Raw genomic sequence first — 13,633 nt, 5'->3', positions numbered from 1 at the left:
CCGGCCAGGTGCAGGGTGTGGGCTGCCGCGCGGGCGCGGAAGACACGCACCTGGTCGATCAGATACTGCATGGTGTGCTCTCCCCGCGCCGTCAGTCGGACAGCCGGGCATCGATGAGCGCCTTGAACGCCTCGTAGGATGCGGGGTTGGTGATCCGTTCTCCGTCGAGGAAAAAGGACGGGGTGCCCTGGACTCCCAGTCCGAGGCCGTCGCGCTGGTCGTCCTGGACGCGTCCGGCCACTTCCGGATCGGAGAGATCGGCGTCGAACCGGTCCATGTCCAGGCCGAGTTCCTTCGCGTAGCCGCGGAAGACGGACTCCTTCGAGTCCTGCGACTCGCCCCACTCCTTCTGAGTGGTGAAGAGCTTGGTGTACATCTCCTCGAACTTGCCCTGCCGGGCGGCGGCTTCGGCGGTGCGGGCGGCCAGTTCGCCGTTGCGGTGGCCGGGCATGGGGAAGTAGCGGGCGACGAAGGTGACCCGGTCGCCGTATTCCTCGCGCAGCTGCTCCACGGCCGGGTAGTACGCCCCGCACGATTCGCACTCGAAGTCCAGGAACTCCACGAGCGTGAGTTCGCTCTTCTTGGGCTCGGTGAGGCGGTGGCTGTTGTCGCGGACGGGCAGCGCCTCGGCGGCCGGTTGTACATCAAGGCCGCCGCTGTTCGGGTTGTCCGGGGCGAGCAGGAGGTAGGAGCCGATGGCGAGGGCGAAGCCGGCCATGAGGACGGCGGCTGCGATCAGGTTCTTCTTCAGCTTGCTCATGGTTCCTCGGTGGGGGTGGGTGTGGAGGGGCGGGCGGGTCGCTGGTCGCGGGCGTGCAGGCTCGCCAGGTAGGCGTTGTAGGCGGCGAGCGGGTCGTTGTGGTCGCCGCGGTCGATCTGGCGGTCGACGCGGCGGGCCTCGCGCTGGTCGGAGCGGACCCACTGGATGGCCAGGATGATCGTGGTGATCAGTACGGGGATGTCGCCGGTGGCCCAGGCGATGGCGCCGGCGTCGTACTGGTCGTCCATGGGCTGCTCGACCCACGGCCGGTCGAGCAGCGACCACCAGCCCTCGCCGATCAGCGCGGTGGAGCTCATCAGCGAGATGCTGAACCAGGAGTGGAACGGCATCGTCAGGATCAGCACGAACAGCCGGCCCAGGTGGGGTGGGCGGCGCGGGCCGGGGTCGATGCCGATGACGACCCAGAAGAACAGCAGGCCCACGGCCAGGAAGTGCACCAGCATGAACATGTGGCCGAGGTGGCTGCTCATCAGGGTCTCGAAGAGCGAGCTGTAGTAGACGACGAAGGCGCTGCCGATGAACAGCACGCTCGCCACCACCGGATGCGAGATGACCTTCACATACCGGCTGTGCAGCAGCTTCATCAGCATCTCGCGCGGCCCGTCCGGCTCTCCCTTCGGGGCGGCGGGCAGGGCCCGCAGGGCGAGGGTGGCGGGCGCGCCCAGCACGAGCAGGATCGGCACCGTCATCGCGAGGATCATGTGCTGGCCCATGTGCACGCTGAACAGGACCTTGCCGTACGTGTTGAGCCCGCTCATGGTGGCGAGGACGGTCACCGCCAGGCCCAGCAGCCACGAGATCGTCCGTCCGACGGGCCACTCGTCGCCCCGGGCGCGCAACTTCCGTACGCCCGCCAGATACAGCAGCGCGGCGGCGGCCGTACCGAAGGCGAACAGCGGGTCGAAGTGCCACTGGGTGAACAGCGGCGTCCACGGGAAGTCGCCGAGCGGCGGCGGCATGGCGAAGCCCAGCAGTTCCTCGGTGGGTGAGAGCGAGGCGTCACCGGCGCCGGGGGCGGGAGTGCGCGACAAGCCGACGGCGAGACCGATGGCCGCGGCCATGAGCAGGAGTTCGCCGGCGGCGAGCCGTACGAACCCCCGCCACCTGCTGTCCTTGAGGGCGGGCAGCGTGCGGCGGCGGTGCCACCATCCGATGCCGCCCAGTGCGGCGAGCGCCGCGGCCTTGGTGAGCACCATCAGCCCGTACCGGCTGGTGAACACCTCACTCAGGGAGGGGAATCGGACCGCGGCGTTCACGACGCCGCTGGCCGTGACCGCGAGCAGCGCCCACGCGGCGAGCGGGCTGAAGCGCCGGACGGCGTCCGCCGCCTGCTCCTCCCGGCGTGCGGCGACGATCAGGACGAAGACCAGCCCGCCGACCCACACCGCGACACCGGCCAGGTGCAGGGCGAGGCTGGTGACGGCGGCGTCGTGGTTGCCCGCTGCCGAGGAATGCCCGGTGAAGGCGGGCGGGAGCATCCCGGCCAGCGCGAGGACGAGCGACAGACGGGCCCAGCGGGCCGTGCCGATGCCCACGCACAGCGTTGCGATCAGGCCCGCGGCGCCCGCCATCAGCGCGTACGAGCGTCCCTGGGCGTCCGTGGCGACGAAGTCCGCCACCACCGCGGGAGACACGATCTCGCCGACCGGCTGGGCGAACAGGTCCGACAGCGTGAACACCAGCGCGGCGACCGCCGCCACGGCCCACAACGCGGCAGCGGCGGCAGCCCAGTCGAGGTAGCGCAGCTGGGTCCGACTGAGCTTCTTGCCGCCCGGCAACAGCACGACGACCAGCAACAGCGCACCCACGGGCGCCACGGCGGCCGCGTCCGCGAGGGTACGGGCAACCGGCAGGCCCCACGCAGTCAGCGCGCCCGCATCCGGAACCCCGGGGATCTCGACCGCGGCCCCGCCACCGGCCCACACCGCGAGGGCTGTGACGGCGACGGCCAGGCCGACCGATCCGGCCAGCACGAAGGGCAGCTGCGGCAGCCGCCTGGCCCTGGAGGTGGTCTCAGTGGCCATGACCGGCTCGCCTCCGTCGTACGGCGTACCCGCCCGCGGCTGCCACGGCCAGCGCCCCGGCACCCGCGAGGACGGGGACGGTCGTGCCGGAGGACTCCTCGTCGGTCTTGTCCGGCGCGGACTCCTGGGCGGCGGGGGGAGCCGCCGCACCGGCCGACTCCTCGGCGCGAGGCGACGGACTGGGGCTGTTGGCCTCGGCGACGGTGAAGGTGTACGAACCGGCGACGGGGTGCCCGTCGGCGGAGACGACCCGGTAGCCCACCGTGTACTGCCCGGCGCCCGAGGTGGGTTCGAGGGTGAGGGTGAGCGTCTTGCCGGAGACCTGCGGCTCGCCGGAGGCGGCCGACGTGCCGTCCGGTGAGGTGACGGCGACCTTGGCGTACTTCTGGGTCATTGCGTCGCTGAAGGTCAGTGTGACGCGCGGGGGAAGCCCGGCGAGTTCGGCGTTCGCCGCGGGGCTGCTGATGTCGAGCTCGGTGTGGGCCGCTGCCTGCGGGGCGGCGACGGCCAAGGCCGCCAGGGCGGCCGGTACGACAAGGGCGCGTGCCGCCGTGCGGACGGCCCGCCGGTCGGTGACGTACATGACGCGGAACTCTCTGTGACCCCCGGCAGCCAGGCCGCCGGGACGGGAGGGACCGGCCCGCCGGGCGGCCCTCGCGTCATACCCGTCAGGGCAGGCGGAGCGCGCCGATCGGCGTCGGCCGGAGAAGGGCGAACGGACCGTGCCCGTGGCGCGGTGGCGCCCGGCCGTCGTGCAGCCGCACCAGCAGGGCCGACATCAGCGGCGAGGTGCTCTCGGGGAAGGCAGCCTGCGGGCCGGTGCCGTGACGGCCGCCGAGCAGCGGCCACAAGAACAGCAGCAGACGCCGTACGACCAACAGGAGGGACCGGCTCTGCCACAGCAGCCGCTCCGAAACGCCCAGCAGGCGGGCGACGAGCAGCAAGGTGACCAGATGGCCGGCGAGCAGCACACCGGGCGGCGGCCCGGCGGCCGCGTCGTGCTCGATCAGCCGGCCCAGGCCGCCGAGGGAACTGTCCTGCCCGGTCACCGCGGCGCAGGCGCCGGGCAGCGAGTAGGCGACGTGGTAGGCGAACTGCGCGAGGGCGAGCACGCCCAGCAGCTGGGTGTCCGTCAGCCGATGCCGCGTCAGCACGACCGCGCCCGGCAGCGCGACGGCCGCCGTCGCGGCCACGATGATCCACCGGGGCGCGTGGCACTGCGACAGCACGTGCCCGGCCAGCGGCAGCAGCACGCACAGCACCGCTAGCACCCCCGCCCGGAGCCCGCGCAGCACGCCGGACGCCGGCGAGCCGGGTCCTCGCGAGCAGTGCGTACGCATCAGGGTGTGGCCTTCGGGGAGTCCGTCGCCGGAGCGGACGGAGCGGACGGAGCGGACGGAGCGGACGGAGCGGACGGAACGGCGGGTGAAGGGACCGCATGGCCCGTACGTCCTGGAAGCGTACCGACCACCCACCCCGCGGGTTCACGACAGGGGGGGACCTCACGACGCCGCCGCCCGGGCGCTTCCGCCAGTCGGCAAGTTTCCGCAGGTCAAGGGCTTGTTAACCGACATGACAACGGTCACCGATGCAGCCTTTGGCGATTCGCGTATGCGTGCGTTTCACTGCGGGCAAGGCATCCGCTGCGAGGGGGAAGACGTACACCATGGGCGATCACACTCACGTGCACGGTCCGGGACGCGAGCACGGAGGGGGAGGACACGCCGGGCACTCTCACGGCGTCTCGGCGGACGCCGACCGCCGCTGGCTGGGCATCGCGCTCGGCCTGATCACCGTGTTCATGGCGGGCGAGGTCGTCATCGGCATCGTGGCCCAGTCCCTCGCCCTGATCTCGGACGCGGCGCACATGCTGACCGACGCCGTGTCGATCGTGCTCGCGCTGATCGCCATGCGGCTGGCCGCCCGCCCGGCCCGCGGCGGCTTCACGTACGGGCTCAAGCGCGCCGAGATACTGTCCGCCCAAGCCAACGGCCTGACCCTGCTCCTGCTCGGCGCGTGGCTCGCGTACGAGGCCGTGCACCGCCTGATCGACCCGCCCGAGGTGGAAGGCGGGCTGGTGTTCGTCACAGCCCTCGCCGGGATCGTGGTGAACATCGCGGCCGCCTGGTGCATCTCCAAGGCCAACCGCTCCTCCCTCAACGTCGAGGGTGCCTACCAGCACATCCTCAACGACCTGTTCGCGTTCATCGGCACCGCGGTGGCCGGTCTGATCGTGCTGCTCACCGGGTTCGCCCGCGCTGACGCCATCGCCACGCTCGTGGTGGTCGCCCTGATGTTCAAGGCCGGGTACGGGCTGCTGCGCGAGTCCGGCCGGATCTTCCTGGAGGCCGCCCCCGCGGATGTCGATCCGGACGCGCTGGGCGACAATCTCGTCGCCCAGCCGACCGTCGTCGAGGTGCACGACCTGCATGTCTGGCAGATCACGTCCGGCCAGTCCGCCCTCTCCGCGCACGTCCTGGTCGAGCCCGGCGGCGACTGCCACGCCGTCCGCCGCGACCTGGAGGAACTCCTCCCGTGCGACTACGGCATCACCCACACCACGCTCCAGGTCGATCACACGCCGGAACAGGTCCTGCAGGTTGCCCTGGCCGGCGAAGGAACAGGCGACGCCGCGCACTGCGAGGACCCGCACGGCCCCATCCACCGGGACGGGCCGCACCAGCACTGACCTTCGGGCCGACGCCCGACGACGATACACGGTTCCCTGAATTCAGGTTTCCGTGTACCGTCGAGGGCGTGCTGACGATCGCCTCCGACATCGACGCCCTGGCCCGCTTCGGCCGTGCCCTCGCCGACCCGATCCGCTGCCGCATCCTGCTCGCCCTGCGCAAGGCGCCGGCGCACCCCGCCGACCTGGCCGACCAGCTGGAGATCTCCCGGACCCGACTGTCGAACCACCTCGCCTGTCTGCGGGACTGCGGCATCGTCGTCGCCGTCCCCGAAGGCCGTCGCGTGCGCTACGAACTGGCCGACGCCCGTCTCGGCCATGCCCTGGACGACCTGCGTGGCGCGGTCCTCGCTGTCGAGGCCGACCGCACCTGCCCGGACGCCGAAGAGAAGGGCTGCTGCTGATGGCGTCCATATCCCTCGGACCCACGCCGACCCGTCGTTCCCAGCTGGCTCGCCGTATACGTCTGCTGGTCGCCGCCACGATCACCTACAACGTCATCGAGGCGATCGTCGCGATCACCGCCGGCACTCTCGCCTCCTCGACCGCGCTCATCGGCTTCGGCCTGGACTCGGTCGTCGAGGTCTCCTCCGCCGCAGCCGTCGCCTGGCAGTTCTCCGCCGCCGACCACGCCGTTCGCGAGGCGAGGGAGAAGACCGCGCTGCGCATCATCGCGTTGTCCTTCTTCGCCCTCGCCGCCTACGTCATCGTCGATTCGGTCCGGGCCCTGACCGGCACCGGCGAAGCGGAGCACTCCACGCCCGGCATCGTGCTGGCCGCCCTCTCCCTGGCGGTCATGCCGTTCCTGTCCGCCGCCCAGCGCCGCGCCGGACGGGAACTCGGCTCCGCCTCAGCTGTGGCGGACTCGAAGCAGACCCTGCTGTGCACCTACCTCTCCGCCGTCCTCCTCGTCGGCCTGCTCGCCAACTCCCTGCTCGGCTGGAGCTGGGCCGACCCCATCGCGGCCCTGGTGATCGCCGCCGTCGCGGTCAAGGAAGGCCGCGAGGCATGGCGCGGTGACAACTGCTGCGCCGTTCCCATGGGGGGATTCGCCGAAGCGGCGGAACCGGACGGCTGCGGCTGCGCTCCGGACTGCGCCTGCTGCACCCCGGCCAAGGGGGAGGCCCGATGACCGGCTGGGCGTGGGCGGCACTGGCGCTGTACGGGTTCTGGCTGCTGATCGCCTTCGGACTGCGCACGCTCATCCAGCGCCGGCGCACCGGCGACTCGGGCTTCCGCGGACTGTCGGGCGCCCCCGGCTCGGCCTCCTGGTGGGCCGGAGTGCTGTTCATCGCCGCCCTGCTGGGCGCCGCCGCCGCGCCCGTCGCCACACTGGCGGGCCTGCCGGTCGCCGGGGGCGACACCCTGGCCGTGCGCTGGGCCGGTACGGCGATCACCGCGCTCGGCATCGCCGGCACCCTGATCGCCCAGCGGGCCATGGGAGCGTCCTGGCGCGTGGGCGTGGACCAGGAAGAACGCACCGCACTCATCAGCAACGGCCCCTTCGCCCGCGTACGCAACCCGATCTTCACCACCATGGCCGTCACCGGCCTCGGGCTCACCCTGATGGTGACGAACATCCTCGCCCTCGCCTCCCTCGCCGCCCTGGTCATCGCCATTGAACTGCAGGTGCGTGTGGTCGAGGAGCCTTACCTCAGGGCGGTGCACGGTCCGGACTATGCCGCCTACGCGGCAACGGCGGGCCGCTTCGTACCCGGCGTCGGACGACAGCACGCATGCACGACGCACACCAAACCGTAGAGGGGCCCGGTGCCGTGACGTGGCCGGGCAACTGGAGCAGCGGCCCGGCCCCCTCGCGCCCATCCATGCTGGGACACAACGCAGCAAGCCAAAATGCCAGACGGCTCCCAGGCGCTTTCGCAGGTCAGCTCCTTGCCGGCGATCTGTTGGCAATCCAGCGCTGATATCGAGTCGCTGCTGGAGGTACTGGCGGACCTGGACGAACACCGGTTCGAGTAGAACCACAGGTCGTCCCACGGGCTCTCGAGCCCGTCGGCAAGCGGCTCGGCCTCGTCGGTGCTCGTGCCGCGCACTCGCGCGTACAGGTCGGTCCGACGTTGCGCAGGGTGTACGTGATGACGTACTCGTGTCCCTGCTCCCGCCCGTCGCGGGGGCCGAACCGCGCCACGACCTTCGTGGTGGGGTTGGTGTCGGAGTCGAGGTGGGAGTTCGCGCCGGTGACCTGCCCGACGATCAAGTCGACGCGCCAGACCTCCAGATGGTCACCGTTGCCGTTCTTGCCCTCAGCGGCGGAACCTGATCTCGATGTCGACATCAGTGCGATTGCGGCGGCTCAGGGTAAGGGTGTCACCCGTGGCCGCGCTGAGACATTCCGGCCGATGGCCGGCCTACGTCGGCTGGCCGAGCGGCGGGTTGTACGTGAAGCGCCGGAGCCGCGCCGCTTTGCCGCCGGCCGTCTTCGCCCGGGTGTGTGCGCGGGCGCGGACCCGGCCGGGACCGCCCGGCGGGCAGAGAACTGCGTGGAGGTTCTCCTGTCCCCGTACGCGAAGTGTCTCTACGGCCGACGCAGCCCAGCGTTCAGTATTGCTCGGTCTCCATGAAACCCGCGTCCGCGTCGTTGTCCGCACCGATGGCGGCGACGGTCGGGTCGAATCCGGGCGGGCTGTCCTTGAGGCCCAGACCCAGGCCGGCGAGCTTCGCCTTGACCTCGTCGATGGACTTCGCACCGAAGTTACGGATGTCCATAAGGTCGGCCTCGGAGCGCGCCAGGAGCTCGCCCACGGAGTGGACGCCCTCGCGCTTGAGGCAGTTGTAGGAGCGGACCGTGAGCTCCAGCTCCTCGATCGGCAGCGCCAGGTCGGCGGCAAGGGCGGCGTCCACCGGGGACGGGCCCATGTCGATGCCCTCGGCGTCGATGTTGAGCTCACGGGCGAGCCCGAACAGTTCGACCAGGGTCTTGCCGGCGGACGCCATGGCGTCGCGGGGGCGCATGGCCTGCTTGGTCTCGACGTCGACGATCAGCTTGTCGAAGTCGGTGCGCTGCTCGACACGGGTCGCCTCGACCTTGTACGTGACCTTCAGAACGGGCGAGTAGATCGAGTCGACCGGGATACGGCCGATCTCCTGGCCCACCTGCTTGTTCTGGACAGCGGAGACGTAACCGCGGCCGCGCTCGACGGTCAGCTCCATCTCCAGCTTGCCCTTGCCGTTGAGCGTGGCGAGGACGAGGTCGGGGTTGTGGACCTCGACACCGGCCGGGGGCGCGATGTCGGCGGCGGTGACCAGACCCGGACCCTGCTTGCGCAGGTACATCACGACCGGCTCGTCCTGCTCGCTGCTCACGACGAGCTGCTTGATGTTGAGGATGAGGTCGGTGACGTCCTCCTTGACGCCCGGCACGGTGGTGAACTCGTGCAGGACACCGTCGATCCGGATGCTGGTGACGGCCGCACCGGGGATCGAGGAAAGGAGGGTGCGGCGGAGGGAGTTGCCGAGGGTGTAGCCGAATCCTGGCTCCAGCGGCTCGATCACGAACCGGGAGCGGAACTCGTCGACGACCTCTTCGGTCAGGGACGGACGCTGAGCGATCAGCACGGGGTGTTGCCTCCAGTGGTTTGGCGCCCGCTACGTGACGCCGTGGACACCACGAAGGGTACGGCCGATAGGGGCGGTACGGCCTCCGCAGAGGTCGAGCCGCCCAGCTCCAACCCAGCGAGGAGGCTTCGGGCTTCCCTTCCCCCGCAGCCCACGGCCGTTTCTGCTCCGCCCGCGTCCGGGTCTTGGGCGTGCAGGACGGCCGGGCAGGCATGCGCGGCCATGGCCGGGTGATGTCGTGATCACGGCGTTGGCCAGGGCAGCCTGGAGGGGCGGTGTGCACTGCTCATGGCGCTGTGCAGCCCGATACTTCCTGCCACAGAACCCGGTCGCCTCAGTCGCTGTGCACGTCGGCGAAGACGAGCCGTGGGCCGGCCGCCGCACCCATGTCCGCGGTCAGTGCTGCGTCGGGACGCCGAGGTCGTCGAGGAGACCGCGGACGCGGCGCTCGATGTCGTCGCGGATGGGGCGGACGTCGTCGACTGACTGGCCGGCGGGGTCGTCCAGGGTCCATCCGAGGTAGCGCTTGCCGGGGAAAACGGGGCAGGCGTCGCCGCAGCCCATGCTGACGACGACGTCGGCGGCGCGGACGATCTCGTCGGTCCAGGCTTGGTGAACTCGCGGGAGATGTCGATGCCGCGCTCGCTCATCGCGGCGATGGCCGCCGGGTTGACCTCGTTCCCGGGTTCGGAGCCACCCGACCAGGCGACCGCATTGTCGCCGGCGAGGTGCTGGAAGAAGCCCATGGCCATCTGGCTGCGGCCGGCATTGTGGACACAGAGGAACAGCACGATCGGCTTGCCGTCGGTGCGGTGACCCTCGACCTTGGCCAGGGCGCGCAGGCGCTGGCGGGCGAAGCGTTCGGCCATGAGCGGGAGGAAGTTGGGGATGGTGCTGCGGCCGGCGAACTGGTCGTAGCTGGTGTGCTGGAACCGTTCGATCGTCTCCTGGCCGAAGGTGCCGTCGAACTCGCGGCCCAGATGGGTGGCGGCGGTACGCAGGGCGAGTTGCTGGTCGATGCTCAGGTTGCGGTGCGGGACGGGCGCGGTCTCAGTCATCGCTGCCTCCAGGGCAAGCGCACCGCGGTCATCGGCTCCGGGGCCTCCGCTTTCACCGCGCTCGCCTACCTCGCAGACCTCGCCACGTCCGATGACGGCACCGGCACCAAGGGCGTGTGGATCCTGCGCCGCGGCATCTCCGGCTCCACCTTCGGCGGCGGCACCGCCGACCAGCTGCCCGCCCGCGGCGCCCTCGGCCTGGCCGCCAAGGCCGCCGTCGACGACGGCCACGCCGACGCGGTCATCGGCTTCCGCACCGACGCCATCGAGCGCGACGCCGCCGACCAGCTGCCCGCCCGCGGCGCCCTCGGCCTGGCCGCCAAGGCCGCCGTCGACGACGGCCACGCCGACGCGGTCACCGGCTTCCGCACCGACGCCATCGAGCGCGACGCCGACGGCCGGCTGGTGCTCGTCGGCGAGGACGGCCGCCGCCTCGACCCGGTCGACGAGGTCATCGTCCTGACCGGCTTCCGCCCCCGACCTGTCCTTCCTCTCCGAGGTCCGCCTCGGCCTCGATGAGCGCCTCCAGGCCCCGACCGTGCTGGCCCCGCTCATCGACCCCAACCAGCACTCCTGCGGCACCGTCTACCCGCACGGCGTCAACGAGCTCTCCCACCCGGAGCAGGACGTCTACCTGGTCGGCATGAAGTCCTACGGCCGCGCCCCCACGTTCCTCGCCATGACCGGCTACGAGCAGGTCCGCTCCATCGCGGCAGCGATCGCCGGCGACCAGGAGGCCGCCGAGCGCGTCGAGCTGACCCTGCCTGAGACCGGCGTCTGCGGCGGCGCGGGCCTCTTCGACGACCCCGAGGCCGCACAGGGCGCTGAAGGCGGCGGCTGCTGCGCGGCCCCCGCTACCCTCCAGATCGGCATCGGCGCCCCGGCCACCGCCTCCGGCGGCTGCTGAACTCCCCCCTCACGCAAGGAGGTTCGTCATGTCCCGCGTACAGCTCGCCCTCCGCGTCCCTGACCTCAACGCCTCGGTCGCCTTCTACAGCAAGCTGTTCGGCACCGAGCCCGCCAAACTCCGCGACGGCTACGCCAACTTCGCCATCACCGAGCCCCCGCTCAAGCTCGTCCTGATCGAAGGCGCGGCGGGCGAGGCGACCCGCATGGACCACCTCGGCGTCGAGGTCGAGAGCACCGAGGCCGTCCACGCCGCCACCGCCCGCCTGGGCGAGGCCGGCCTGGCCACCGACGTGGAAGACGACACCACCTGCTGCTACGCCCTCCAGGACAAGGTCTGGGTCCACGGCCCCGGCCAGGAACCCTGGGAGGTGTACGTCGTCAAGGCCGACGCCGACTCCCTGGCCAAGCAGCAAGGCAGCACCTGCTGCGTCGGCCCGGCCGACACCGCCGTCACCGTCGCCGCGAAGGAACCGGCCGTCGCGGGCGGCTGCTGCTGATCCGCCGATGACCAACCTCCACACCAGCGAGGCCGTGACCGGGACGGGAGACCGGTCTGGACGGCGTCGGCGGACGACCAGGCGGGCGTACCCGCCGGAACGGATCCCGACGTATCGGGACGGGAGTTTCGGACACGCGAGGATTATGCGGCACAGACCACACACCCCGACGGACTGGGCGCGAACCATCAACCACGCTGACCAGGCCAGGACGCCCGATCACTGCGGCCCGCACGCCGCCATCGACCCCGCCAGCCCGCGGCGTCAGCCTTCCTCCGTTGCGGATTCCAGTTCCGTCCCGGCCTGAAACATGCTGTGGACAGCAGGAGGAAGTGGAGCGAACATCGGCCTGCGTCGGCGGCCCTTTTTCGCATCCACCTGACCGAAAGAGTGACGACTCACTACGCCGTGGAGCGGGGCGAGCTGGGCAGTCATCCGCTGGAGAAGATCCGCTGGCGGGTGCCCAAGCCGGCCATCGCGGTGGACCCGCGGGTCGTGGCCAACCCTCAGCAGGCACGGGATCTGCTGGACGCCGTTTCCTACGTGGGCGGCTATCGGCGTGCTCGTGGCCGTCGGCTGGTCGGGTTCTTCGCCGGCATGTACTACGCCGGTCTGCGTCCGGAGGAGGCGGTCGCGGTGGCGCTACCGGACTGCCACCTGCCCCGCACTGGTTGGGGTCGGCTGGTCCTGCATCGCACGCTGCCGCAGGCGGGCAAGCGGTGGACCGACACCGGCAAGTTCCACGACGAGCGTGGGCTGAAGAACCGCCCGCGGGGAGAGACGCGGGTGGTGCCGTTGCCGCCGCACCTGGTGACGATGTGGAGGGACCACGTCGCCACGTTCGGCACGGCTGACGACGGCCGGCTGTTCTTCACCGAACAGGGCCGGATCATCACTTACACCACCTACAACCGGGTCTGGCACGAGACCCGCGCCCTCGCCCTGCCGCCCGTCCTGGGCAGCACCCCGCTCACGAAACGGCCGTACGACCTGCGGCACTCAGCGCTGTCCACCTGGCTGTGCGCGGGGGCCGACCCGGCTGAGGTTGCCCAGCGGGCCGGTAACAGCGTCGAGGTTCTGTTGTCCCGGTACGCGAAGTGCCTGTATGACCGGCAGTCCATCAACAACCAGCGCATCGAGGGGCTCCTGAGCGCCTACGACCAGCCGCCCGAGCCTGATGAACAGGACGAGGATTAGCTTCGTCGCACGAGCTGGTGGCGGCTCACCAGCCGAACTCCATTTGGACAGGGATGCCGTCGACGACCTCGGTCCGGGCGGCGGGCGCTACATCGACCGGCACGCCGAGCTGGGTGGCGATGGGTGTGTACAGGTCGGTGGAGACGCCCGGGGTGCGCAAGGAGACCAGAAGGGCGTAGCTGACCGGCAGACTGATCCGGTCGGTGCGCTTGTTGGCCTTCCACCAGCCCCCTACCGGGTAGACCGCGAGCATGCCGCGCAGTCTGTGAGTTCGGCCGCGGATCCGCGCCTTACCGGATGCGCGTCACGGTGATTTGGGCCCGCCTCGGCTGATCACCTCGGTGACGTCACAGCCCCGTCGCACGAACGGTGGCGGCGTTGTTCTCCGCCTCAGCGATAGAGACGGCCGCGCGCCTCGGCGGACCGTCGGCCGACGACTTCGAGACGTGACAGACGTTCACGGTGCGCTACTCGCCCGATTCAGACCGACCGAGCCCGACGGCTTGATCGGGACGGCTCAGTCGGCCCACGTCGGCCAGGCGAGACGCCTTTCGGAGCTGGCCATTCCGAGGTCGGCCCGCTGGACGCCGACTCAACGACCCCTCCCGGCGGTGGCGCAATCTCCACACCTATTCATAAGTAATCCTGATGAGCATTCGAAGCAAATCTTATGGATCTCTCTGGTTTGCCTGACCGAAACGTTTCCTTGACGTGCCATTGATTGCAATGAAAGCCTCTCCATGGTTGTTGCACGTATCTCGACGGCGGGGGAGAAAGATAACCCGTCCAGTCGGCCGGGATAGGTGCGTTGCGCTTACTGAAAGGCACACGGGGGTGCATTGTGCTGGGCCTCTGCGTGCTGCTGTAGTCGAGGCAGGGGCAGGGCCAAGGTGAAAATTCTT

General features: G+C 70.5%; 11 protein-coding genes and 4 pseudogenes. 7 read left to right on the top strand and 8 right to left on the bottom strand.

From position 1 onward, the window contains the following. Window positions 1–91 precede the first annotated feature (91 nt). From Q4V64_RS08215 to Q4V64_RS08200, 4 genes are all read right to left on the bottom strand, one after another. Entirely contained in the window at window positions 92–760 is a 669-nt protein-coding gene (locus Q4V64_RS08215; RefSeq protein WP_124443977.1) for a thioredoxin domain-containing protein, read from the bottom strand. Next, window positions 757–2,805, bottom strand: a complete 2,049-nt coding sequence (locus tag Q4V64_RS08210; RefSeq protein WP_124443978.1) for a cytochrome c oxidase assembly protein — start codon at window positions 2,803–2,805, stop codon at window positions 757–759. The genes Q4V64_RS08215 and Q4V64_RS08210 overlap by 4 nt, the downstream gene beginning before the upstream one ends. Continuing rightward, a complete protein-coding gene (locus tag Q4V64_RS08205; protein WP_124443979.1) occupies window positions 2,795–3,388 on the bottom strand; it encodes a copper resistance CopC family protein in 594 nt (197 codons plus the stop codon). The genes Q4V64_RS08210 and Q4V64_RS08205 overlap by 11 nt, the downstream gene beginning before the upstream one ends. 85 nt (window positions 3,389–3,473) lie before the next feature. Next, window positions 3,474–4,145 carry a hypothetical protein gene (locus tag Q4V64_RS08200; RefSeq protein WP_124443980.1) on the bottom strand — a complete coding sequence of 224 codons (672 nt, stop codon included), beginning with the start codon at window positions 4,143–4,145 and terminating at the stop codon, window positions 3,474–3,476. Between the two features lie 326 nt (window positions 4,146–4,471). On the opposite strand from Q4V64_RS08200, the gene Q4V64_RS08195 reads away from it, so the two are divergent. From Q4V64_RS08195 to Q4V64_RS08180, 4 genes are all read left to right on the top strand, one after another. After that, a complete protein-coding gene (locus Q4V64_RS08195) occupies window positions 4,472–5,494 on the top strand; it encodes a cation diffusion facilitator family transporter (protein WP_124443981.1) in 1,023 nt (340 codons plus the stop codon). Between the two features lie 68 nt (window positions 5,495–5,562). Next, window positions 5,563–5,898: a metalloregulator ArsR/SmtB family transcription factor gene (locus Q4V64_RS08190; protein WP_124443982.1), complete on the top strand. Its 336-nt coding sequence runs from the start codon at window positions 5,563–5,565 to the stop codon at window positions 5,896–5,898. Continuing rightward, window positions 5,898–6,626 (top strand): cation transporter, encoded by a 729-nt coding sequence (locus tag Q4V64_RS08185; protein WP_124443983.1) that lies wholly within the window; start codon window positions 5,898–5,900, stop codon window positions 6,624–6,626. Before Q4V64_RS08190 ends, Q4V64_RS08185 begins: the two co-directional genes overlap by 1 nt. Further along, window positions 6,623–7,255: an isoprenylcysteine carboxylmethyltransferase family protein gene (locus Q4V64_RS08180; RefSeq protein ID WP_124443984.1), complete on the top strand. Its 633-nt coding sequence runs from the start codon at window positions 6,623–6,625 to the stop codon at window positions 7,253–7,255. Before Q4V64_RS08185 ends, Q4V64_RS08180 begins: the two co-directional genes overlap by 4 nt. 798 nt (window positions 7,256–8,053) lie before the next feature. On the opposite strand, the gene Q4V64_RS08175 is transcribed toward Q4V64_RS08180, so the two are convergent. The 3 genes and pseudogenes from Q4V64_RS08175 to Q4V64_RS54830 all read right to left on the bottom strand — a co-directional run. Continuing rightward, a complete protein-coding gene (locus tag Q4V64_RS08175) occupies window positions 8,054–9,070 on the bottom strand; it encodes a DNA-directed RNA polymerase subunit alpha (protein ID WP_124443985.1) in 1,017 nt (338 codons plus the stop codon). 396 nt (window positions 9,071–9,466) lie between these two features. Beyond that, a pseudogene (locus Q4V64_RS08170) lies at window positions 9,467–9,822 on the bottom strand (phosphotyrosine protein phosphatase). 135 nt (window positions 9,823–9,957) lie between these two features. Further along, window positions 9,958–10,128 (bottom strand): annotated as a pseudogene (locus Q4V64_RS54830) (arsenate reductase ArsC); the annotation flags it as partial. A gap of 12 nt (window positions 10,129–10,140) precedes the next feature. Between Q4V64_RS54830 and Q4V64_RS08165 the strand changes: the two are divergent. From Q4V64_RS08165 to Q4V64_RS08155, 3 genes and pseudogenes are all read left to right on the top strand, one after another. Continuing rightward, a pseudogene (locus Q4V64_RS08165) lies at window positions 10,141–11,035 on the top strand (hypothetical protein); the annotation flags it as partial. A gap of 28 nt (window positions 11,036–11,063) precedes the next feature. Continuing rightward, the gene (locus Q4V64_RS08160) at window positions 11,064–11,534 is read left to right on the top strand and encodes an ArsI/CadI family heavy metal resistance metalloenzyme (protein ID WP_124443986.1); all 471 of its coding nucleotides are present in this window, start codon (window positions 11,064–11,066) and stop codon (window positions 11,532–11,534) included. A gap of 399 nt (window positions 11,535–11,933) precedes the next feature. Beyond that, window positions 11,934–12,731, top strand: a pseudogene (locus Q4V64_RS08155) (site-specific integrase); the annotation flags it as partial. A gap of 25 nt (window positions 12,732–12,756) precedes the next feature. Here Q4V64_RS08155 and Q4V64_RS08150 read toward each other — a convergent pair. After that, window positions 12,757–12,984, bottom strand: a complete 228-nt coding sequence (locus tag Q4V64_RS08150) for a hypothetical protein (protein ID WP_124443987.1) — start codon at window positions 12,982–12,984, stop codon at window positions 12,757–12,759. Window positions 12,985–13,633: the final 649 nt, after the last annotated feature.

Origin of the sequence: Streptomyces sp. NL15-2K (genome assembly GCF_030551255.1) — a bacterium.
Classification (GTDB): domain Bacteria; phylum Actinomycetota; class Actinomycetes; order Streptomycetales; family Streptomycetaceae; genus Streptomyces.
The sequence above is the reverse complement of the archived record's forward strand: the minus strand, read 5'-3'. Positions and strand labels throughout refer to the sequence as shown.